Source organism: Deinococcus arboris, from assembly GCF_009755355.1.
In the GTDB taxonomy this organism is placed as follows: domain Bacteria; phylum Deinococcota; class Deinococci; order Deinococcales; family Deinococcaceae; genus Deinococcus; species Deinococcus betulae.
Map to the genome: position 1 here is coordinate 1 of NZ_WQLB01000027.1, position 21,053 is coordinate 21,053.

The 21,053-nt window shown below is 65.2% G+C and carries 19 protein-coding genes; 8 read left to right on the forward strand and 11 right to left on the reverse strand.

The window, feature by feature from the left end; translation table 11 throughout:
- Nucleotides 1-188 precede the first annotated feature (188 nt).
- From GO986_RS16530 to msrP, 3 genes are read right to left on the reverse strand one after another with little or no spacing between them, the layout of a single operon-like run.
- On the reverse strand, nucleotides 189-566 hold the full coding sequence (locus GO986_RS16530; protein ID WP_157460412.1) for a hypothetical protein: 378 nt from the start codon (nucleotides 564-566) through the stop codon (nucleotides 189-191).
- Nucleotides 567-586: 20 nt separating this feature from the next.
- Nucleotides 587-1,231, reverse strand: coding sequence for a protein-methionine-sulfoxide reductase heme-binding subunit MsrQ (msrQ, locus tag GO986_RS16535; protein WP_500778871.1), 645 nt, complete (start codon nucleotides 1,229-1,231; stop codon nucleotides 587-589).
- A complete protein-coding gene (msrP, locus tag GO986_RS16540; protein ID WP_157460413.1) occupies nucleotides 1,228-2,229 on the reverse strand; it encodes a protein-methionine-sulfoxide reductase catalytic subunit MsrP in 1,002 nt (333 codons plus the stop codon). The genes msrQ and msrP overlap by 4 nt, the downstream gene beginning before the upstream one ends.
- Before the next feature lie 158 nt (nucleotides 2,230-2,387).
- On the opposite strand from msrP, the gene GO986_RS16545 reads away from it, so the two are divergent.
- The 3 genes from GO986_RS16545 (at nucleotide 2,388) to GO986_RS23255 (ending at nucleotide 6,874) form a co-directional block, all read left to right on the forward strand.
- Entirely contained in the window at nucleotides 2,388-3,557 is a 1,170-nt protein-coding gene (locus GO986_RS16545) for a BMP family ABC transporter substrate-binding protein (RefSeq protein WP_157460414.1), read from the forward strand.
- A gap of 368 nt (nucleotides 3,558-3,925) precedes the next feature.
- Nucleotides 3,926-6,253 carry an AfsR/SARP family transcriptional regulator gene (locus tag GO986_RS16550; RefSeq protein ID WP_157460415.1) on the forward strand — a complete coding sequence of 776 codons (2,328 nt, stop codon included), beginning with the start codon at nucleotides 3,926-3,928 and terminating at the stop codon, nucleotides 6,251-6,253.
- A gap of 489 nt (nucleotides 6,254-6,742) precedes the next feature.
- Nucleotides 6,743-6,874 (forward strand): hypothetical protein, encoded by a 132-nt coding sequence (locus tag GO986_RS23255; protein WP_255449392.1) that lies wholly within the window; start codon nucleotides 6,743-6,745, stop codon nucleotides 6,872-6,874.
- A 133-nt stretch (nucleotides 6,875-7,007) separates the two neighbouring features.
- Here GO986_RS23255 and GO986_RS16555 read toward each other — a convergent pair whose 3' ends face one another.
- Complete coding sequence (locus GO986_RS16555) at nucleotides 7,008-7,817, reverse strand: pyruvate, water dikinase regulatory protein (RefSeq protein ID WP_157460416.1); 810 nt, start codon at nucleotides 7,815-7,817, stop codon at nucleotides 7,008-7,010.
- Nucleotides 7,818-7,995: 178 nt separating this feature from the next.
- Between GO986_RS16555 and ppsA the strand changes: the two genes are divergently transcribed.
- Complete coding sequence (ppsA, locus tag GO986_RS16560) at nucleotides 7,996-10,380, forward strand: phosphoenolpyruvate synthase (protein WP_157460417.1); 2,385 nt, start codon at nucleotides 7,996-7,998, stop codon at nucleotides 10,378-10,380.
- Between the two features lie 178 nt (nucleotides 10,381-10,558).
- On the opposite strand, the gene GO986_RS16565 is transcribed toward ppsA, so the two are convergent.
- The 3 genes from GO986_RS16565 to apaG form a co-directional block, all read right to left on the reverse strand.
- Complete coding sequence (locus GO986_RS16565; protein WP_369409426.1) at nucleotides 10,559-10,993, reverse strand: response regulator; 435 nt, start codon at nucleotides 10,991-10,993, stop codon at nucleotides 10,559-10,561.
- A 200-nt stretch (nucleotides 10,994-11,193) separates the two neighbouring features.
- Complete coding sequence (locus GO986_RS16570) at nucleotides 11,194-11,628, reverse strand: response regulator (RefSeq protein ID WP_157460418.1); 435 nt, start codon at nucleotides 11,626-11,628, stop codon at nucleotides 11,194-11,196.
- A 282-nt stretch (nucleotides 11,629-11,910) separates the two neighbouring features.
- Entirely contained in the window at nucleotides 11,911-12,294 is a 384-nt protein-coding gene (gene apaG / locus GO986_RS16575) for a Co2+/Mg2+ efflux facilitator ApaG/CorD (protein WP_157460419.1), read from the reverse strand.
- Between the two features lie 172 nt (nucleotides 12,295-12,466).
- On the opposite strand from apaG, the gene GO986_RS16580 reads away from it, so the two are divergent.
- Nucleotides 12,467-13,522, forward strand: coding sequence for a M20/M25/M40 family metallo-hydrolase (locus GO986_RS16580; RefSeq protein WP_369409427.1), 1,056 nt, complete (start codon nucleotides 12,467-12,469; stop codon nucleotides 13,520-13,522).
- Between the two features lie 252 nt (nucleotides 13,523-13,774).
- Here the strand turns inward: GO986_RS16580 and dusA are convergent, their stop codons facing one another.
- The 4 genes from dusA to GO986_RS16600 all read right to left on the reverse strand — a co-directional run bounded on the left by dusA (nucleotide 13,775) and on the right by GO986_RS16600 (nucleotide 18,066).
- Nucleotides 13,775-14,800 carry a tRNA dihydrouridine(20/20a) synthase DusA gene (gene dusA, locus GO986_RS16585; protein ID WP_157460420.1) on the reverse strand — a complete coding sequence of 342 codons (1,026 nt, stop codon included), beginning with the start codon at nucleotides 14,798-14,800 and terminating at the stop codon, nucleotides 13,775-13,777.
- Between the two features lie 64 nt (nucleotides 14,801-14,864).
- A complete protein-coding gene (locus tag GO986_RS16590) occupies nucleotides 14,865-15,077 on the reverse strand; it encodes a hypothetical protein (RefSeq protein WP_157460421.1) in 213 nt (70 codons plus the stop codon).
- Between the two features lie 86 nt (nucleotides 15,078-15,163).
- On the reverse strand, nucleotides 15,164-17,329 hold the full coding sequence (locus tag GO986_RS16595; protein ID WP_369409428.1) for a HelD family protein: 2,166 nt from the start codon (nucleotides 17,327-17,329) through the stop codon (nucleotides 15,164-15,166).
- 104 nt (nucleotides 17,330-17,433) lie between these two features.
- Nucleotides 17,434-18,066 carry a hypothetical protein gene (locus GO986_RS16600; protein ID WP_157460422.1) on the reverse strand — a complete coding sequence of 211 codons (633 nt, stop codon included), beginning with the start codon at nucleotides 18,064-18,066 and terminating at the stop codon, nucleotides 17,434-17,436.
- Between the two features lie 369 nt (nucleotides 18,067-18,435).
- On the opposite strand from GO986_RS16600, the gene GO986_RS16605 reads away from it, so the two are divergent.
- The 3 genes from GO986_RS16605 (at nucleotide 18,436) to GO986_RS16615 (ending at nucleotide 20,957) form a co-directional block, all read left to right on the forward strand.
- Nucleotides 18,436-19,950 (forward strand): glycine--tRNA ligase, encoded by a 1,515-nt coding sequence (locus tag GO986_RS16605; protein WP_157460423.1) that lies wholly within the window; start codon nucleotides 18,436-18,438, stop codon nucleotides 19,948-19,950.
- Nucleotides 19,951-19,970: 20 nt separating this feature from the next.
- Nucleotides 19,971-20,354, forward strand: a complete 384-nt coding sequence (locus GO986_RS16610; RefSeq protein ID WP_232337853.1) for a hypothetical protein — start codon at nucleotides 19,971-19,973, stop codon at nucleotides 20,352-20,354.
- A gap of 396 nt (nucleotides 20,355-20,750) precedes the next feature.
- Nucleotides 20,751-20,957: a KGG domain-containing protein gene (locus tag GO986_RS16615; protein WP_157460424.1), complete on the forward strand. Its 207-nt coding sequence runs from the start codon at nucleotides 20,751-20,753 to the stop codon at nucleotides 20,955-20,957.
- Nucleotides 20,958-21,053: the final 96 nt, after the last annotated feature.

The following is a 21,053-nucleotide window of genomic DNA, read 5'->3' on the forward strand; positions in this document are numbered from 1 at the left end:
GAGACAGGCCTTTCCTGAGGGAAGAACCCGTCCAACTTTGCCAGGCTTGCCCAACTTCAGGGCTATTGTCTTTTCTTTGCTCGGCGAGTCAACTGGTGAGAAAGCGCCCTACTCTGCGGCGCAGGCCAACACATCCACCCATCCACGAGTGGTCTACCGCCAAGCCGCTGAGGGCTCTAGCCTCTGCCTTACCTCTGGCGCGCTGACCTGGGGGTAAAGGTCATCGTCACAGGACGGCCAGGCGTCAGCATCACCCGGCGGCTCTGCTCCTGCACGGTGCACAGGCCACGCGCCTTGTCGCAGAGAAACAGCTTCACGCTGACCGTCACGGGGCCAGTATGAGCAGACGGCAAGCTGACGGGCAAGTCACGCACACGGGCCAGCGCTTCTGGGTGGGCTGGGTCAGGGGGGCCAGACAGCGCCAGCACCTGACTCTTGCCGGCAGCGGTGACCGTCACGGTAGAAGGTGCCTGCGCACTCAGGGCCAGTCCAGGCACCATCGCCACCTGCACCAGCAGGGCGGGCGGCGTCAGGACAGCGGTCAGCAGCATGGGATAGAGCAACATCTGGGCCTCAGGCTAGCGGGTCAGCGTGGAGCGCGCGGCGCAGGTTCGGCCCGGACCCTCCGTGGCCGGGTGGCCGCCGGACGCCGCAGCAGGCGCACCAGAAACAGCGCCGCAATGACCCCCGCGTAAATCAGCGGCGGTGTGTGGTCTTTTTTCACACCCCAGTAATAGTGCAGGCCCGCCAGACTGACCGAGACATACGCCAGCTGGTGCAGCCGGGTCCAGCGGGCGAAGCCCAGCCGCCGCACCGCGCGCGGGGTGCTGGTCAGGGCCAGGGGGACCAGCAGCAGCAGGGCCGTAAAGCCCGCCGTGACAAAGGGCCGCTCCAGCACGTCCTCGGTCATCAGGGTCAGGCTAAAGCCGTGGTCAAACAGGTAAATCAGGAAGTGCAGCGCGGCGTACCCAAACGCCAGCAGGCCCAGGGGCTTGCGAAGCCGAGCGGGCCACGTCCAGCCGGTCAGCAGGCGAAGCGGCGTGCAGGCCAGAGACAGCACCAGCAGGGTCAGGGCCAGGAGCCCCGTTTGGAAGGTGGCCCGCTGAATCGGGTTGGCGCCCAGCGCACCGCTCAGGGCGTCGGCCACCAGCACCGCCGCAGGCAGCAGGCCCCCCGCCGTCACCGCCGGCACCAGCCAGCTCAGGGAACGCCGGCCAGGCCGTGCGCTCAGAAATACTTCCTCAGGTCCATGCCCTTGTACAGGCTGGCCACCTGATCGGCATAGCCGTTAAAGGGCAGGGTCTTGCGCCGGCCCAGTTCCCCGATACGCCGCTCGGTGGCCTGGCTCCAGCGGGGGTGCGGCACGGCCGGGTTAACGTTGGCGTAAAAGCCGTATTCGCTGGGGGCAGCCAACGCCCAGGTGGTCTGCGGCTGCGTTGAGGTCAGGGTAATGCGGACGATGCTCTTGATGCCCTTAAAGCCGTACTTCCAGGGCACCGCCAGGCGCAGCGGCGCGCCGTTCTGGCCCGGCAAGACGCGCCCGTGCAGGCCCACCGCCATGAAGGCGAGGGGATGCAGCGCCTCATCCAGCCGCAGGCCCTCCACATACGGCCACTTCAGCACCGCCTGCCGCTGGCCGGGCAACTGCTTAGGGTCCAGCAGCGCCGTGAACTGCACGTACTTGGCCTTGCTGGTCGGCTCCATGCGCCGGATCAGGGCGGCCAGGGGAAACCCCAGCCAGGGCATGACCATGCTCCAGCCCTCGACACAGCGCATGCGGTAGATGCGGTTTTCCAGGGGAAACCACGACTGCAGCGTGTCTATATCGACGGTCTGGGGCTTGCGGACCTCGCCGTCCAGGCGCACGGTCCAGGGCCGGGGCTTTAAGCTCGCCGCCAGCCGCGCCGGGTCGGCCTTATCCAGCCCCAGTTCGTAAAAGTTGTTGTAGGTCGTCGCCTGCCCATAGGGCGTGACCGCTTCTTTGGTGTCGTAGGGGCCCAGCGGGCGGGCCGGGCGGGCAAAGGGGTCGGCACTCTGGGCCTCGGCGCTGCCGGCACCGGGGCGGCGGGTCAGCAGTTCCAGGCCGCCGCCCAGCGCGCCTGCGGTCACGGTAAACAGGGCGGCGCTGCGCAGAAACTCGCGGCGCGGGTTCAGGTCGCTGCCCGGCGTCAGGATCCGGCGCTGCTGATCCTGTGGTTGGGCGTCGTCAGGGGTCTGCGGGTCAGTCATGAGGCCCTCCTCTTTTCAGGTATACGCAGCTTGGCACCAATTGGTTGACCCCTACTGTCAGCCGGGGCACCAGACAGGGGCAGGCACCCGGCCACAACTAAAGGCACAATAAAGGTCCAGGGGGCCGAGGGGGCCCCAGCATCTCCGGAGGTCTCACCATGAAAAAATTGCTGCTCGCCGCCGCGCCCCTGTCTCTGGCCCTGCTGTTCACAGCGGCCGTGCCCGCCGCCCAGGCCCAGCAGGGGGCCAAACTGAAGGCCTGCTTTATCTACGTGGGGCCGGTGGGCGACATCGGCTGGAGTTACGCCCACGACGAAGCGCGCAAAAAGGCCATGAATGCCCTGCCCTGGCTGGACACCAAATACGTGGAGAGCGTGCCCGAGGGCCAAGCGGCGCCCGTGATTGACCGTCTGGTCAAAGACAGCTGCAAGGTGATCTTTACCACCTCGTTCGGCTTCATGGACCAGACCCTGGAAGCCGCCAAGAAGTACCCCAACGTGATTTTCGCTCACGCCAGCGGCTTCAAGCGCGCGCCCAACATGGCGACCTACATGGCCGACTTTTATCAGCTGTACTACCTGAACGGCATGATGGCCGCCGCAGTCAGCAAGAGCGACAAACTGGGTTACGTGGCGGCCTTTCCAGTGCCTGAACTCAAGCGCCACATCAGCGCCTTTGCTCTGGGCGCCCGCGCCGTCAACCCCAAGGCCACGGTCAGCGTCAAGTGGATCAACGCCTGGTTTGACCCCAACAAGGCCCGCGAGGCCGCCGAGGCCCTTATCAGCGAGGGGGCCGGCGCCCTGGCCTTTACCGAGGACACCGCCACAGTGGTGCAAACGGCGGCCAGCCGCAAGATTCCCAGCTTTGCCCACTACTCGCCCATGTACAAATTCGCGCCCGACTACGTGGTCAGCGGGCAGCTGGTGCACTGGGACAAGATTTACATTGACTTTCTGAGTAAGGTGCGCGCCGGCACCTACACGGCCAAAAACCTGCAAAACGTGGACTACTGGAACTTGTTGCGCGGCGGCAGCGTCGAACTGGGCGCGCAGGACGGCATGGCGATTAACCCCAAGTGGGTGGGCGCCCTGAAGGCCAAGAGTGTCACGGTCAATGGCAAGAAGGTCAGCGTCTATGACCGCGTGACGCAGCTGAGCGCCGAGATGCAGAAGGGCGGCAAGTTCGACCCCTTCACAGGCCCCCTGAAAGACCGCAACGGCATCCTGCGCGTGGCGGCTGGCAAGGTGGCGACGGTCGCCGAGCTGAACAACATGGCCTGGGTGGCCCCCGGCGTGGTGGGCCAGGTGGCCGACGAGCCCAAGAAGTAATACGGATTCCGTCTGTAACGCCCACAAATCGGAACAGAACCGATTTGCAAACTCCACGCCCGGAACCCGTTTTGCTCCTCCTCGCTCTGCTGCGCAGCTCTCCGAGTCCGCTCGGATTTCATCGTTTTGGCAAACGATTCAATCGGAGTCTGTATAAACCAGGGCAGGCGGCTGGAAGGTCCTCAGCCCAGACCTGAATCAGAAGGCAACACCCCCAGATGTCGCGCGATGGGGGTGTTGCCTTTGTCACGGCCTGGCCCTCCCCTCCTACCTCCGGGAGACAGACCACATCCCCGGAGGCAAAAATCTGATAAGCAGAGGAAGAACTTGGTCCCAAGCCCCCCTTAGAAAGTCAAGGATTTCTTGCTGTGCGCCTGACCCTGCTGACTGACCCCGACACCCAAGCGGCCCTGGCCGCCACCCGGACCCTGGTGGGTCAGGTGGCCAACCGCCTGCTGGTGCTGGCCCGGCAGCAGCCCGGCGTGCCGGCCGACACACTGGCGGCCACCCTGGACGGCGCGGCAGCGTTGCCCCACGGCACCCGCCGCGCCGTGGCCGCCGAGGTCGAGCGCGCGCGGCACTGGTCACGCGGCGGCCTGAAAACCCAGTCGTACTGGCTGGACGCCCGCAGCCTGCGCGTAACCCCGGCGGGCCAGGTCAGCCTGTGGACCGTGCGCGGCCGAGTCACGCTGCCCACCCGGCTGGGCAACTACCAGCGGCATCTGCTGGCCCAGGCGGCGCAGACCCAGGGCGGCGCCCGTGGGGGCCAGATCACCCTGAGCCGGGCGGGCGAGTGGTACGTGCGCCTCAACCTGGGGCGGGCCCCAGCGGCGCCGGAGCCTGCCCCCCCCAGCACCGACCTGCTAGAGCGTCAGGGCCACTTCGAGCGGGTCGAGCGGCGGCTGCGTGGCGCCCGGCCCACCCCACACACGCAGGGCCAGTGGGCGCTGGCGCTGCTGCAAACCGGCCAGACCGACCGGGCCGAGCTGCAACTGCTGACCGCCCTGGGTCACCCCACCCCCGACGCGCGCATCTACCTGGGCCTGAGCCTGCTGGCCGGCACCCGCCGCGACCCACAGGCCCGCTTGGCGCAGGCCGAGCGGGGTCTGGCGGCGCGGCCCGACGAGTTCACCCGCTGGTGGCTGCGCTGCTCGCAGGCCCGGGCACTGGTGGAACTGGGCCGCGCCGGGGCCGCCCAGCCCATCATGGCGGCGCTGCTGCGCGAGGTGCCGCCCTCGGAACTGCGCTCACGCGCCAGGGCGCTGTACTTTGCTCAGGGAGTCAGCGCGGCGCTGGACGACTTTGCGGCGCAGGACCGCCAGGCGCGCGAGGCCCTGCGCCTCTTTGACCTGCTGGGCATTGGCAGCGAGGGCCTGTCGCTGCGGCTGGACCTGGCCTACCGCCTGTATTTCCGGGGCCGCGCCGACGAGGCCCTGACCATGACAGCCGAGGTGATCGCCATGACGGCGCGCCTGGACGACCCGCGCGCGGGCGTGGCGCACCTGATCTGCGCCGAGATGCATCTGCTGGGCGAACAGTTCGAGCAGGCACTAAGCCACCTGGAGCAGGTGCACGCCGCGCAGCAGCGCCACGCCAGCGACCGGCTGGACGTGCCGGCGCGGGCCTTCAGCGCCGAGTGCCTGTGGCGGCTGGGGCGGCTGGACTGGGCCGATTTCGAGCGGCGCATTGAGGCCCTGCACCCCACCCAGGATTTTGACCACGTCACGCGGGCTTTTTACACTGGCCTGCTGGCTTTCGAGGCGGGGCAGCTGGAGGCGGCGCGCGCGGCTTTTGAGCAGGTCGTGGCCGGTGTGGCGCTGCTGGACGGCTTTCGCCTGCGCGCTTCGGCCTTTCTGGCCTACGGCCGCTGGGCGGCGGGCGAGGACCTGGACAGCGCCAGCGCGGACCTGCGGCGCGCCCTGGAACATGTGGGCGGCGAACTGGCCCTGACCATCGACGCGGGCCGACTGGCCCCGCTGTACGCCGCCTGTGCCGAGCGCGGCATTGGGGGCCGGTCGGCTGAGCGGCTGGCACGGCACCTACGCCCCACCCTCAACGTGCAGACGCTGGGCGGCTTTGCCGTGACCCTGAATGGTCAGCCGCTGCATATTCGCCTGACCAAGGCGCGCGAACTGCTCGCCTACCTGCTGCTGCATGGCCCCGCCAGCCGCGACACCCTGATGACTGCGCTCTGGAACGGCGAGGCGCGCCGTGAACTCGGTTCGTACTTCAAGCAGGCGCTGCACGCCCTGCGCGCGGCCCTGCGCCCCCATCTGCCCGCCGGAGCCGACCCGGTGCCGCATGTCGGGGGCCTGTACCGGCTGTCCGAACGCCTGAACGTGCAGTGCGACGCCCTGGCCCTTATGGAGCGGCCCCAGAGCGCCGACCAGATGCTGGCCACGCTGGACCGTTACGCGGGCCCGTTTCTGCCCGGCACCGATACCGAATGGGTATCACAGCAGCGCGAGACCCTGGAAGCTCAGGCCCAGTCGCTGGCCATGACGCTGGGGGCACAGCTCCAGGCCACCAAACCGGGGCAGGCGGCGCGCGCCTACCTGCATGGCGCCCGGATCAACCCCCTGTTTGAATCGGCGTGGCAGGCTGCCGCCGCGGCCTATGAACAGGCGGGCCAGCCTTACCTGGCACGCCACGCCCGCGAAGGCTACGCCCGCGCCTTGCGCCAGGAACTGGGATAGGCAGAGGCTCCTCAGAAAGGCGGCGAAGCGGGCCGGAAACCATCCATACAGCTACACCCTTTGCAGATCAGTGAGGCACTGTCTGGGGATGAGGAGTTAACCACTTCGCGCCGAATCGCGCTTAGCTCAGACGACCGACAGACCCAGCTGAAAGCCTTGCCGGGACCCTCGATGTTATCTGGGCACTGCGCTCAGCCTCTTTTTAGGCCAGCAGATTACGGCTTACAGGTGAAAATCAGACGAGCTGTGGGAAGCGGAGTGACAACGCAGAAGCCGCCTGCCAGGTACTTCGAGGCAATTTGCTCAACAGACATTCAGACTTCAGGTTCGTCAAAAGCAACTCTCTTGAACCCAGAGTCGCTTCCAAGAACGCCCCGGATGAACTAGCCCTCCCAGCAGGCTGGTTTCTGCCTTACACCACATTGTCTGGCGGTTAACCGCCTCTACGGCACACTGCGCGCAGGTCAACAGACCCGGAGGTTTCCTCACATGAAGACCCTTCTTCGCCGCGCTTTGCCCCTTGCCTTCATCCTGCTGGTGCCCACAGCGTCCACCACGGCCCTGCAGACTGCCGACTGCTGCATCACGGGCGGAAGTCCAGTCGCTGTCCGCTTGCCCTAAGGCACCTCTGCTTTCCCTTACCCCTCCACGCTGGCGGCGAGAATCTACCGTCTATCAATTTCTTTTCGTCTTCTTCGTCTTCTTGTTCTCGCCGCTGGGGGCCAGGCCACGTGCCTGGCTCCTCCGCTGTGGTTTAGCGGCGGCGCAGGGTATTCAAGATGCCAGCAGCAATCTCTTCCACGCTGGCGGTGGTGGTGTCCCGCACCGGAATCCCAGCGCGCTGAAACAGCCGCTCGGCCCGGCGGACCTCATGCTCGCACTGCTCCAGGCTGGCGTAGCGGCTCCCGGCCTTGCGCTGGGTGCGAATGGCGTGCAGCCGGCGCGGGTCTATGGTCAGGCCGTGCAACTTGGCACGCCACGGTTCCAGAGGCAGCGGCAACCCGGTGCGTTCAAAGTCGTCCTCGGCCAGCGGGTAGTTGCTGGCCCGCACGCCATGTTGCAGCGCCAGAAAGAGGCTGGTCGGCGTCTTGCCCGCGCGCGATACCCCCACCAGAATCACGTCGGACAGCCCGTATTGCCGGTCGCCCACGCCGTCGTCCGTGGCCAGGGCGAAGTCCAGGGCGTCCATCCGCGACAGGTAAGCCTCGCTGTCGTGCATGTCGTGGTGACGGCCCACCTCGCGCACGGCGGGCATCGCAAATTCGCGCTCCAGAACCCCCAGCCCTGGCCCCAGCAGGTCAAAGACCTCGGCCGGGCACGTCTGCAACTCGGCGAGCACATCGGCGCGGGTCACTGTGGTAAAGACCAGGGGCCGCTCGCCCCGGTCAGCCAGCGCGCAGACCTCGCGGTGAACCGCCTGCGCCGCCGCCACATCTGCCGTGAAGGGCCGGCGCAGGTACAGCAGCGGCTGGGCCGGAAAGTGCGCCAGCAGCGCGCGGGCGATGTTCTCGGCCGTCAGGCCGGTGTGATCGCTGACAATCATGACGGTGCGCGGCTCGGGCATGGCGCTCAGCCTGACACGGCCCAGGCCAGGGGCGCGCCGCCGTCTGCTCAGCGCGGACATGACTACGCTGTCACTCCCCTGGTGGCGCGCCGGGCCTGGCCGGTCGGCTAAGCTGGCAGAGGTACACAAACGCCCCTGGTTCCACTGGGCGAAATCCTTTGTAGACCGGAGAAATCTCATGGATATGATTCGCCCGTTCCAAACACTAAGGATGACCGACGTCGAGGTGGTCGGCGGCAAGAACGCCTCGATTGGCGAGATGATTCAGGGCCTTGCGGGGGCTGGCGTGCGGGTGCCCGGCGGCTTTGCCACCACCGCTGACGCCTTCCGGCAGTTCCTCCAGGACAACGGTATTGAAGACAGCATCAACTCACGCCTCAGCGCCCTGGACGTGAATGACGTGGTGGCGCTGGCCCAGGCGGGGCGCGAGATTCGCGCGCAGGTCGAGGCCGCGCCGCTGCCGGCGGCGTTGGAAGACGCTGTCCGCGCCGCCTACGCCGCCATGACCGCCGAGGCGGGCGTCACCGACCCCGATGTGGCCGTCCGGTCCAGCGCCACCGCCGAGGACCTGCCCGAAGCCAGCTTTGCCGGCCAGCAGGAGACCTTCCTGAACGTGCGCGGCATTGACAATGTGCTGCGCCATGTGCGGCTGGTGTTTGCCAGCCTGTACAACGACCGCGCCATCTCTTACCGGGTGCACCATGGCTTCTCGCATGCGGATGTAGCATTGTCCGCCGGCGTGCAGCGCATGGTGCGCACCGACCTGGGGGCCAGCGGGGTGGCTTTTACCCTGGACACCGAGAGCGGTTACCGTGACGCTGTGCTGGTCACCAGCGCCTACGGCCTGGGCGAACTGGTGGTGCAGGGCGCCGTGAACCCCGACGAGTTTTTTGTCTACAAACCAGCACTGAAGGCCGGGCAAAAGGCCATCCTGCGCCGCACTCTGGGCAGCAAAGCGAAAAAAATGGTCTACGCCGAGGGCAGCGGCGGCGTGCAGACCGAAGAAGTGCCCGAAGCCGAGCAGCGCGCCTTTAGCCTCTCCGACGCGGACCTGACCGAACTGGCACGGCAATGCGTGGCGATTGAAGAGCATTACGGCCGACCCATGGACATCGAATGGGGCAAAGACGGGCGGGACGGTCAGATTTACATCCTTCAGGCCCGCCCCGAAACCGTGCAGAGCCGCGCAGGTAAGGTTATGGAGCGCTTCGAGCTGACCGGCAAGGGCCCGGTGCTGGTCGAGGGCCGCGCGGTGGGCAACCGTATCGGGGCCGGCACCGTGCGCGTGGTGCGCGACGTGTCGCAGATGGAGCAGGTGCAGGACGGCGACGTGCTGGTGGCCGACATGACCGACCCCGACTGGGAACCGGTGATGAAGCGCGCCAGCGCCATCGTAACCAACCGGGGCGGGCGCACCTGCCACGCGGCCATCATTGCCCGTGAGCTGGGCATTCCGGCGGTCGTGGGCACCGGCAACGCCACCCGCGAACTGCAGAGTGGGCAGGCGGTCACGGTGTCGTGCGCCGAGGGTGACACCGGCTTCGTGTACGAGGGTCAACTCGATTACCGCATCAACCGCGTGGAGCTGGGCAACATGCCTGAAGTCGGCCTGAAGATCATGATGAACGTGGCGTCGCCTGACCGTGCCTTCTCCTTTGCGGCGCTGCCCCACGAGGGCGTGGGCCTGGCGCGCGTCGAATTCATTTGCAGCAACGTGATTGGCATTCACCCCCGCGCGCTGCTGGATTACCCAGATGTGCCGGACGACGTGAAGGCTCAGATTGACGAGAAGACGGCCGGCTACGCCACGCCGCGTGACTTCTTCCGCGAGAAGCTGGCCGAGGGCGTGGCCACGATTGCTGCCGCCTTTGCCCCCAAGCCCGTGATCGTGCGTCTCTCGGACTTCAAGAGCAATGAATACGCGCACCTGATCGGCGGCCCGGCCTATGAGCCCACCGAGGAAAACCCCATGATCGGCTTCCGGGGTGCGAGCCGCTACCGCAGCGCTGACTTTGCCGCCGCCTTTGCCCTGGAGTGCGAGGCCATCCGGTCCGTGCGTGACGAGATGGGTCTGAACAACGTGCAGGTCATGATTCCCTTTGTCCGGACGGTGGGTGAGGCGCAGCAGATTATCGAGATTCTGGCCAGAAATGGCCTGCGGCGCGGCGAGAACGATCTGAAGGTCATCATGATGTGCGAGATTCCCAGCAACGCCATCCTGGCCGACCAGTTTCTGGAACACTTCGACGGCTTCTCCATCGGGTCCAACGACCTGACGCAGCTGACCCTGGCTCTGGACCGCGACTCGGGGCTGGTGGCCGACCTCTTTGACGAGCAGAACGAGGCGGTGCTGGCCCTGATGGCCCAGGCGATTGCCGCCGCCAAGCGCGCGGGCAAATATGTGGGCATCTGCGGCCAGGGGCCCAGCGACCACCCGGCCCTGGCGGCGTGGCTGATGGACCAGGGCATTGATTCAGTCAGCCTGAATCCCGACTCGGTATTGGGCACCTGGCTGCACCTGGCCGGTGAGCAGGCGCCGCAGACCGCTTCTTCACTGGTCTGAACGAACCAGCTGATCTGAAACAGCGCCGGGAGATCACCCTCGGCGCTGTTTTTCATTCACTGTGGGCAGTGTTAGCCATTGTCCACAACCTCTGTTAAGAGGATTTCCCTCCTGCGCGGCCCTCTCGTCTCAGAACGCCTGTGGATCAATCTCTGACTCATGGGCCTGACTTCGGCGCTCAGGACAGGCTGGGCACCCGTGGGCTGCGGAACCGGCAGCCCAGCCAGAACTGCACCAGATGGTCCACCTGCGTCACGAACTCGGACAGGTTGGGAGCTTTGACCAGAAAGGCAGTGGCGTGCAGGTCGTAGGCGCGGTCCACGTCATGCTGAGCGGTTGACCCTGACAACATCACCACAGGCAGATGGGCCAGAGCCGGGTCGGCGCGCAGTTCGGCCAGAAAATCCAGGCCGCTCATGCCGTTCATGTTGAGGTCCACCAGCACCATATCCGGGAGCAGCTGCGCCGGGTCACGCAGCGCCAGCAACGCGGCCTCAGCGCCGCACTGGGTGATTAACTGCACCCTGGGGGCGTGGTCATCAAAGACTTCCTGCGCCAGCAACAGATCAGCCGGCGCGTCATCTACCAGCAGAACAGACAGAGGGCGAGACACAGCACCGCCTATCCTGCCGCCCCAGCCGGTGAAGTGCCTTTATATTTTCCTGAATCTTGAGGGGATGAGAAGGAATCTGGTTCTCACCTTGATCAACTCTCGAAGAGCTGGCTCGCCAGCGTGGTCCTCAGCACCCTCTTGACTATTCCTCGCTCTGCCGGAATGAATCGTCTTTGCCAATAGTTTCCTGAAAGGCATGCTCAGGACAGCCGGGGCACGCGCGACTGCTTGAAACGGCAATCGCGCCAGAACTGCACGAACTGGTCCACCTGTTCGACAAAGGCTGCAAACTGGCCACGCTTGACCATATAGGAGCTGGCAAACAGGTCGTACGCTTGGTCAATGTCCTGCGAACTGTCCGAAGTCGTGAGCATCACCACGGGTAGATGGCGCAGTTCTGTGTCGGCCCGAATGGCCCGCAGCACCTCAAAGCCGTTCATCTGGGGCATGTTGATATCCAGAATGACCACATCCGGCAGGGTGCGGCCTGGGTCGCGCAAGTACTTCAGTGCCGACTCGCCGTCGCGGCAGGTGGACACGGACACCCACTCCTCATGCTCGGCAAACGCTTCCTGCGCCAGAAGGAGGTCTGCCGGGTTGTCGTCAATCAGAAGAAGGCAGAGACGATGAGACATAGCTTGATGATACGCAGTTTCTTTTCTCATCTTTCGAAAGTGCAAAAGTAGCAATTGACCAACAGTCAGCCAGCGGCTTTAGTGCAGCACAAGTGACGGCGTAACAGCGCCTAGGCGTTTTAGGTCGGCTGAATGAGGCTCTGCCTAAGTTGAATCACAGACAGGTCATGTCCCTTTCGTTGACAAGTTGCGGAAGAACTAACCCCTTCACATTCGGAAACCGCCTTGCTCCCCACCTTTCCAATTCCGCTCTGATGGCAAGAGGCGGCGGCAAATTCTCTCTCAGTGAAGGGTGCGCGTGCCAGGAACTTCCAGCAGAAAAATGGGAATTGGGGCCTGCGCGGTTTCGCCCCAGGCGCCCTGAAAGGTGTAATGGCCGCTCATGTGCCCAGGCGTGACCTCCAGGGTCACGAACGAATCGTAGACAAACACGCCGCCCGGCGGCAGCACCGGCTGCTCGCCCACCACACCGTCGCCGTCCACGCTGGTGGCCTGGCCCCGTCCGTCCACGATGTCCCAGTGACGCGACAGCAGCTTCCAGGTCTGGTCGCTGCGATTTTCAATGCGGATGACATAGCTGAACAGCTGACGTTCAGGGGTGCTGTGGACCGCCAGGTGCTGGGCCTCGACCTGAACAGCGATATCGGGAGAAGCGGGCAGGGTCATGGGCCTCAGCATATGGGGGGAGGCCAGGCGGTAGGCAGAGCCAAAGGGCGCATCTGCCCTTCAAGCACACCGAGCAGCGCGAAAAGCTCAAGCAGGACGGCAAGCCCATAGACCTCCCAGCGCCGCGCCGGAACCTCGCAATGTCAGCCCCGGTGCACTTACACTTGCGGGCGTGACGCAAATCAACCGTGAGTTTCTATTTCAGCTGCTGGACGTGGCCGCCCCCAGCGGCCTGGAGCGCCGCGCCGCCGACGTGTGGCTGGAAGAAGCCGCCTCCTTTGCCCGCACCGCTGAGGACCACTACGGCAACGCCTACGCCGAGATTGGTCCCGAAGATGGCCCGGCCATCGCCCTGATGGGCCACCTGGACGAGATTGGCCTGATCGTCTCTCATGTGGGGGACGAGGGCTTCCTGAGCGTGCTGCCTGTGGGTGGCTGGGACCCGCAGGTGCTGGTGGGTCAGCGCATCCGCCTGCTGGCGCCGGGCGGCGACCTGATCGGCGTGGTGGGCAAAAAGGCCATTCACGTTATGGAGGCTGAGGAGCGCACCAAGGCCAGCAAGATCGAGGACCTGTGGATTGACGTCGGCCTGGACGCCAATGAGGTGAAAGAGCAGGTGCCCGTGGGGACCTACGGCGTGCTGGAGCAGGGGCCGCTGATGGTCGGCACCAAGGTCGTGGGCCGCGCGCTGGACAACCGGGTGGGGGCGTTTATCGTGCTTGAGGCCCTGCGGGCGCTGAAAGACAAGGAACTGCCCTACCGCGTCGTCGCCGTCGGCACCAGCCAGGAAGAGATTGGGGTGTTCGGCGCACAGGTCAGCGGCTACAAACTTGACCCTGTGGCGGGCGTGGCCGTGGACGTGACCCACGAAACCAAGCAGCCGGGCGTCAGCGAGAAGAAGTACGGCGTGACGCCCTTTGGCTCGGGGGCCAACCTGACTGTGGGACCGATGGTCAGCCCGGTGGTGCTGCGCCAGATGACTGTAGCGGCGCAGGAGGCCGGCGTTCCCTTTACCCTCAGCGCGGCGGGACGCTTTTCGGGAACCGACGCCGACGCCCTGACCTTGGCCCGCGCCGGGGTGCCCACAGCCGTGGTCAGCATTCCCAACCGCTACATGCACTCGCCCAGCGAAATGGTGGACGAGCGCGACGTTCAGGCGTGCATTGACATTCTGGTGGCTTGGCTGGAGCGTCTGCCGGGCGAGGTGGATTTTACCCGCAAAGGGTAAGCAGAGAGGACAAAGGAAGAGGTGGGCTGGGCCGCTCAAGCACCCCAGCTCCACCTCTTTCCAGTGGTCTGACAGCGGCTGCCAGTTCCATTGAGGGGCCATCAACGCACCTCCACTTTCGCCGCTGTCTCTGACGGACACTCACTGTGTTCGCCTCAGCGTGGTTGAGGAGTATACCTCTCACCTACGCTGAGGTCCGCGGTCAGTCAATACGCAGGCCAGTGGCAGAGCGGCGCACCCAGCGGCTCCCCATCATGCCGTCTGCCTCTCCCCCACCCCTGGCCGGGCGTCCAGCACGGTATCGGGCACCCCGGCCAGCGCTTCACGCACCACAGCCAACCCTGCGCCCGGCTTGTACCCCTGTTCAGAGAGGGTCCGTTTCCAGTGTCGGGCCCCCGGCTGACCGGTGAACAGCCCTAGGGTGTGCTTCATCATCCTGGGGAGCGGCTGGCCCTGTTCGAGCTGCTCTGCGACATACGGCAAGTAGGCTTCGATGGCCTCACGGCGCGTGACAGGTTGAGTTTTTTCTTCAAACAGCCACTGATCGGCCAGTGCCAGCAGGTATGGGTCCTGATACGCCGCGCGGCCAATCATCACGCCATCGGCCCAGCCCAGGGCCGCCTGCGCGGCCTCCAGACTCAGAACGCCGCCATTCAGGATGATCGTGAGGTGGGGAAAGTCCGCCTTAAGCTGCTGCACGACCTCATACCGCAGCGGGGGAATCTCGCGGTTTTCCTTGGGGGACAGTCCCGAGAGCCACGCCTTGCGCGCGTGGACCATAAAGGTCTGGCAACCTGCGGCCTCAACGGTCTGTACAAAGCGGGTCAGATGCTCGTAGCTGTCCAGGTCGTCAATGCCAATGCGGTGCTTGACCGTCACCGGCAGGCTGGTCGCGCCCCGCATGGCCTCCACCGCGCGGGCCACCACCTCGGGCGTGCCCATCAGGCAGGCACCGAACGAGCCATTCTGCACCCGGTCGCTGGGGCAGCCGCAGTTCATGTTCACCTCGTCGTAGCCCCACTCCTGCGCAGTGCGGGCGCACTCGGCCAGCGCGGCCGCGTCGCTGCCGCCCAGTTGCAGGGCCACGGGATGCTCGGTGGGCGAAAAGCCCAGGTGCCGCTCGCGGTCGCCGTGCAGCAGGGCGCCCGTCGTGACCATCTCGGTATACAGCAGCGTGCGCCGGGTCAGGGTCCGGTGAAACACCCGGCAGTGCCGGTCGGTCCAGTCCATCATGGGCGCGACCGACAGGGTGTGCGGGGGGCGGGCGGAGGCAGTCATCAGCCCGTCAGTGTACGGGAAAGCCCCCGGCGTCAAAGGTGCCAGGGGCCAGAAAGCGCCGAACTTACTGCCGGGTATCGTCGTCGGGGGACGTGCCAAAGGTGGTGCCGGTGTCTGGCACGTGCGTATCGGCCTCATCCTGCATGTCCGTAATGTGACTGCCGCCCACCGAGGTTTCGGTCAGGCCCGTATCTGAATCATCGGTGTACCCGCTGCGGTCACTCATACCGTTGCCGGCGTCGGCGGGCAGACCCCCCTGTGTTTTCTGGTCGTCCATGCGGCACTCTGGCGCGCAGGGAGCGAAGGGTGGTGAGTGAGAGGTAGAGGAAAGCTTGTCACCGCGCCCCATCTGCCCTGTTCCGTTTACGCCACCAGCGGGTGCAGGTCGCCTACGCTGACCAGCGCCAGCCAGTGCAGGGCGCGGCTGGCCGAGACGTACAGCAGGCGGCGTTCGTACTCGGTGCTTTCGTCGTAGGTCTCGGCGTTGGCACTGGCCACGATAGCCGCGCTGAATTCCAGGCCCTTGGCCAGATTGACCGGCAGGATGACCAGGCCACCCTGGAAGCGGTGCTCCTGGGTGGTGATGGGCTGGGCGTCGGTATCGAACTCGCGCAGGGCTTCGGCCAGGCGGTCAGCGTCCACCCCCCGGCGCGTGACGATAGCAATGTTCGTGTGCCCCGCCTGCTGCGCTTCCTTGACGGCCTGGGCCAGCAGGGGCAGTTCACCGTGCGGGCTGCCCGCCGGGGCCGTGTACCGCTGCACCTCGGCTCCGTCGCGGTCCACGCCCTGCACCGCTGCGGCACGGTTGTAGGTGGCGGCAATGCGCGCGCCCAGGTCCGTAATCTGGCGGGTGGAGCGGTAGGTGCGGCCCAGCGTCCGAACCTCGGCGCCGGGCAACTGCGCCTGCACCGCTTCCCAGGAACTGGGGCCCTTGTAGCCGTGCATGCCCTGGTTCAGGTCCCCTAGCGCCGTGATGTGGCCGGGGCGGGTGGCGCGGCCCAGCAGCGCGTACAGCAGCGGCGAATAATCCTGCGCTTCGTCCAGCACCACATGGTCAAAGACTTCCAAGGTGCGCCCGTCCAGGCGGCCAATCCCCCCCGTGAAGGCCTGCACCGCCAGCATCAGCGGCAGTTCGGTAACGTCAGCGTGGGCGCGGCGCGGGGTGGGAATGCCGCTCAGGGGGTCGGTGCTCAGCAGGGCCATCTCGCGCTCGGTCAGCAGGCCACTCGCCGCCAGCGACTCGGGGCTGCCCAGCAGGCGCCGGGCCTCGGTGATCGGCGTGGTCGAGGCAAAGACGCGGCCCAGCAGGCTGGTCAGTGGCGTAGTCAGCTGGCGCAGCACGCTGGCCTCCTCGGCCTCGGTGGGGCGCAGGCGGGACAGGGCCTCGGCCTCTATGGCGCGGCGCATGCCCGTGCGGTAGCCCTCCAGGGGGTCGGCGGCAAAGACGTCGCGCAACATGGCGGCCAGATCAGCCTCTTCCAGAGTAAACGGCTGAGGCTCACGGCCCCGCAGTTCCACGACTTCACTCAGGCGCTGGCTCCGCAGGGCGGCATTGAACCTGTTCCAGAGGTGGGTGCGGACCACATCCAGCATGCGGGCGTCGCCCAGCAACTTGGCCTTTCGCCACGCCAGGGCGCGGCGGGTGTTGTCGCGGTCGGTCAGCAGCAGGCTCAGGGTACGGTCGGTGACCTCTAGCTTTTCCAGGCCCAGCAGCCCGGTGGCCCAGGCCTCGGGGGTGGTCACGACGACGCGCTCAATGCCCAGTTCAGGCAGGATGCGCGCGGCGTAGGTCGCCAGCACCCGGTTGGGCATCAGGACCATGCAGGCCTCAGGGCGGGCGCGGTGGGGGCCCCGGTCTGCGTTGGTCATCCAGGCCAGGCGGTGAAAGCCGATGGTGGTTTTGCCCGAGCCAGCCGCTCCCTGAATAATGACGGGCACACCGGCTGGGGCGCGCATCGCCTCGTTTTGCTCGGGCTGCAGGGTTTCCACCACGTCACGCATGCCAGCCGTGCTGCCTTCTTGCAAGCGGCGCAGCAGCACTTCTTCGCGTCCGCCCGTGTCCCCGCCCTGCTCGTCGTCATACAGGTCGGTGACGCGCAGCAGCGCCTTGGCGTGAATGTCCAGCTGCCGGCGCCGCTTGATGACCCCAGCGCTGCCCCTCCGCGGCGTCCAGCCCAGCGCCTGCGAGTAAAACAGGCTGCCGACCTCGCTGTCCCAGCTGACCACCGAATAGGGCCCCTTCACGTCACGGAAGCCGTGTTTGCCGATATACAGGGTCTGTTCGCGCCCAGCCACCCGCACCTTCAGGCTGCCAAAGTACGGCTGATGCACATGCGGCGAGAGCATGGCGGCAAATTCCTCAGCCTGATCGCCCAGGATGATGCTGGTTTCCAGGTCGGCGCCCATCTGGCGGTCGCGGTCTTCCCAGAATTCAATCTGGCGCAGCATGGCGGCCACAGTCTGCGAGAGGTGCTGAGTTTCAAGTTCAAAATCCGGGTGGGTTTCCGGACGTGATTCCGCAACAGGCATAACGTACAGAATACGGGAGGTTGGGGAAATTTGAGGCGCCGCCTGGAAGGGGTATCAAAAAAGCGAGGCGGCCAGTGCGGACCGCCCCACCCCAAGCGCAGGAGTTACTTGGTGGCTTTTGTCTCGCTGGTTGCGACCGTGATGTAGGCCCGCTGGGGCTTCTTGTCTGCCATAAAGGACAGACGGACATAGGCCAGGTCGCCGGACAGCATCTCTTTGAGTTCACGGCTCATTTCACTGTCGCGCAGCCAGTTGGCGGCTTCCGGGCTGAGTGATTCAGGTGTGTAACTGGCGTCCACACTGACCTTGTAGGTCAGGCGAAATTGTTCGCTGTAACGGACGTTGACCGAGTCGCCCACCACTTTGGTGTTGTTCACGATTCGCCCGATTTCGGCTTTAATCAGGACCACGCTGATGCCTGTGGGGGCGTCAACAGCGGTCAGCTTCAGCCAGGACGCATCGCGGTAAGCGTTGGGGACTTTGTCGTTCGGACCGCGTACCGAATTGAAATTGAGATCGATCCCGTCAAAGTAGGTGTCCAGTTCGTTGTCATCCTCGAAGATGCTGCGGCTGTAAGGCACTTGCACAAACATCGTCCGGCCTGGCTGCACCTTGACGGGGCTCAGTGCATCAGTCTGTTCCAGAGGAAAATCAAATTGCTCGCCGCGCTGAATCGCCGTGCAGGCGCTCAGGCTGAGGGCAAGAAGGGAAGCGGCCAGAAGGGTTGTTTTCTGCATAGCGTGCGCAGGTTAACAGAGTTCATGCCACGCTCATGCCACACATGTGGCGGAGGTGCGCCTCGGCCAGAGCGCCTACAGTGCCCAGACTTGACCCCCTCCCCCCTGCTGCCGCAGACTTGGGAAGCGTTGAGCCGCAGGAGTAACGCGAAAGGCCCCCAACGAGCGAGCCTGAGACGGTGAGAGTCAGGCAGGGAGAGGCGCGCGTGAAAGGCAGCGGGGAGCACCACAACACAAAAGTGCCGGCCTGACCACAGACAGTGGTGACCGGAACTGGGGTGGAACCGCGCGGCCTGAGCTGCGTCCCCAGACGAGCGAGGAAAGCGCCCGCCGTCTGAGGACTTTCCTGTTGCTCACAGGAGACCGCACATGCCCGCAACATCCATGGAAGAACTCGTCAGTTTGTGTAAGCGCCGGGGCTTTATTTTTCAGGGGTCCGAGATTTACGGCGGCCTGCAGGGCTTCTACGACTACGGCCCCCTGGGCGTCGAGCTGAAAAACAACATCAAGGCCGCGTGGTGGCGCTCTAATGTCTACGAGCGCGACGATATGGAAGGCCTGGACGCCAGCATCATCATGCACCGGCAGGTCCTGCGCCACAGCGGCCACGAAGCCACCTTCAGTGACCCGATGGTGGACAACAAGAAGACCAACAAGCGCTACCGCCTGGACCATCTGGTGAAAGACCAGAAAGCCGATGTGGTGGCGAAAGTGGCCGAGGGCATTGGTGCTGATGCGGGCAACTTTCCGGCTGTGATCGCGGCGCTGAATGCCAACCCCGCGCAGGCCAGCGAAGCCCTGCGCGCGGCGGGTGTGCGTGACCCCTTCTCCGGCGAGGTGGGCGAGTGGACCGAGCCCAAGCCCTTTAACATGATGTTCAAGACGACTATTGGACCCGTGGCTGACGACGATTCTTACGGCTACCTGCGCCCAGAAACCGCCCAGGGCATCTTCACCAACTTCAAGAACGTCGTGGACTCGACCAGTCGCCGCCTGCCCTTTGGTATCGCGCAGATCGGCAAGGCGTTTCGCAACGAGATCACGCCGCGCAACTTCATCTTCCGCGTGCGCGAGCTGGAGCAAATGGAAATCGAGTTTTTCTGCGCGCCGGGAACGGATGAGGAGTGGCACCAGCACTGGCTGGACAAGCGCCTGGCCTGGTGGGAAGCGCAGGGCGTGCCGCGCAGCAAGATCGAGATTCTGGACGTGCCCAAAGAAGACCTGGCGCACTACTCCAAGCGCACCTACGACCTGATGTACGACTACCCCACGCTGGGCCACGAGGAAATTGAGGGCATTGCCAACCGCAGCGACTACGACCTCGGCTCACACACCAAAAACCAGGCTGACCTGGGACTGGTGGCGAAAGTGGACGAGAACCTCGACAGCATCGCCAAATTGACCATTCCTCACCCAGACACGAACAAGCCAGTGGTGCCCTTTGTGATTGAGCCCAGTGCCGGCGTGGACCGCGCCCTGCTGGCGGTGCTGAGCGAGGCGTTTACCAAAGAGACGCTGGACAACGGCAACGAGCGCATCGTGCTGAAGCTGAAACCCCACCTGGCGCCCATCAAGGTGGCGGTCATTCCGCTGGCCCGCAACAAACCCGAGCTGGTGGACCTGGCCCGCCGTATCAAGAGCGAGTTGCAGGGGCTGGGCCTGGGCCGCATCCTGCTGGAAGACAGCGGCAATATCGGCAAGGCGTACCGCCGCCACGACGAGGTCGGCACGCCCTACTGCGTCACTGTGGACTTTGACACGGTGGGCAAAGGTGAGGACGCGGCCCTGACCGACACCGTGACCGTGCGCGACCGCGACACCCTGGCCCAGGAGCGCGTCAAGATTGCCGACCTGAGCGCCCACCTGCAAGGCAAACTGCGGTGAGCCTGCCCGAGGAGCGGTTCTTGCCGGTTCTGCGCAGTCTGGAACTGGCAGTATTAGGTGTGTACGGCGAACACCCCGACCTGACCGACGCCCAGGTCGACAGCGCCTACGAGGAACTGGCGCGGCGCTACCGGGCCGAGGCCACCAACTTTCCTTTCAAGCCGGGCAAGCTCGACGGCCTGCGCGCCGAGGTCCACGACGCAGCGCTACGCAACCTGACCCTGATGCTGGACCACCTGGGCGAGGCTGGCCGTCCGGGTGCCGAGGACCTGCGCCAATGCCTGAACCGGCTGCGGGCCAGCGTCCGGCTCTGGACCCGCGAGGCTGGGCGGCAGGGTTACCTGAAGTTTCTTGACCGCGAATTGAACGGTGAGGTTCTAGACGACGACGACGAGGCCCACTGACCCCCTCGGCCCCCGCCAGAAGCGGGGGTTCTTCGTTGTGAAATCCAGTAGCTCCATCCATGGTTTAGCGGCGCTGTCCCTCTAGAAGCCTGAGAGGAACACCGCACCAAAGCCAAGCCTGACGCTGTCAATGCGGCAAATAGCGGTTTTGGTGCAGACGCGCAGCTCTACAGATCCACTCGCTCTAGAGCCACCTGGGCATGATCCCAGGCGGCTCTGAATGCTGGTCTCTCGTTATGCCTCTCTGGATCTCCAGGAACGGCCAGTCTCCTTGCCTTTCTGAACGCTTCTTCATCCAAGTGAAGAAAGGTTGTCAGCTCCTGACACCTGTTAATCACGCGTGTATCACGGCCAGTTGGCTCCAGAACGCCACAGTAGGAAGCACAAGGAGGAGACATGACAGGCAACAAGAACAGCACAGCCACGACCCCCAGAAGGCGCGGATTTGCAAGCATGGACCCGGACCGGCAGCGCACCATTGCCGCCGCAGGAGGCCGCGCGGCCCACGCAAGCGGCAACGCCCACCGCTTCACCAGCGAAGAAGCGCGCGCCGCTGGCCGCAAGGGCGGTCAGGCCTCGCCCCGCACTGGGGTGAGGCGCTAAAAGGGCACAGGCATAAACCACTGACCTTGCCTGTACCGCTCCCCAGGGGAGGCGTCCACCCTGTTCAAAACGGACGCGCGAGCGGGTTGGGCGGTT

Bases quoted from the DNA above. Each gene is read 5' to 3' on its own strand.
- GO986_RS16530 (WP_157460412.1), bottom strand. From the start codon at position 566: ATGTTGCTCTATCCCATGCTGCTGACCGCTGTCCTGACGCCGCCCGCC.
- msrP (WP_157460413.1), bottom strand. From the start codon at position 2,229: ATGACTGACCCGCAGACCCCTGACGACGCCCAACCACAGGATCAGCAG.
- GO986_RS16545 (WP_157460414.1), top strand. From the start codon at position 2,388: ATGAAAAAATTGCTGCTCGCCGCCGCGCCCCTGTCTCTGGCCCTGCTG.
- GO986_RS23255 (WP_255449392.1), top strand. From the start codon at position 6,743: ATGAAGACCCTTCTTCGCCGCGCTTTGCCCCTTGCCTTCATCCTGCTG.
- GO986_RS16555 (WP_157460416.1), bottom strand. From the start codon at position 7,817: ATGCCCGAGCCGCGCACCGTCATGATTGTCAGCGATCACACCGGCCTG.
- ppsA (WP_157460417.1), top strand. From the start codon at position 7,996: ATGGATATGATTCGCCCGTTCCAAACACTAAGGATGACCGACGTCGAG.
- GO986_RS16570 (WP_157460418.1), bottom strand. From the start codon at position 11,628: ATGTCTCATCGTCTCTGCCTTCTTCTGATTGACGACAACCCGGCAGAC.
- apaG (WP_157460419.1), bottom strand. From the start codon at position 12,294: ATGACCCTGCCCGCTTCTCCCGATATCGCTGTTCAGGTCGAGGCCCAG.
- dusA (WP_157460420.1), bottom strand. From the start codon at position 14,800: ATGACTGCCTCCGCCCGCCCCCCGCACACCCTGTCGGTCGCGCCCATG.
- GO986_RS16590 (WP_157460421.1), bottom strand. From the start codon at position 15,077: ATGGACGACCAGAAAACACAGGGGGGTCTGCCCGCCGACGCCGGCAAC.
- GO986_RS16595 (WP_369409428.1), bottom strand. From the start codon at position 17,329: ATGCCTGTTGCGGAATCACGTCCGGAAACCCACCCGGATTTTGAACTT.
- GO986_RS16600 (WP_157460422.1), bottom strand. From the start codon at position 18,066: ATGCAGAAAACAACCCTTCTGGCCGCTTCCCTTCTTGCCCTCAGCCTG.
- GO986_RS16605 (WP_157460423.1), top strand. From the start codon at position 18,436: ATGCCCGCAACATCCATGGAAGAACTCGTCAGTTTGTGTAAGCGCCGG.
- GO986_RS16615 (WP_157460424.1), top strand. From the start codon at position 20,751: ATGACAGGCAACAAGAACAGCACAGCCACGACCCCCAGAAGGCGCGGA.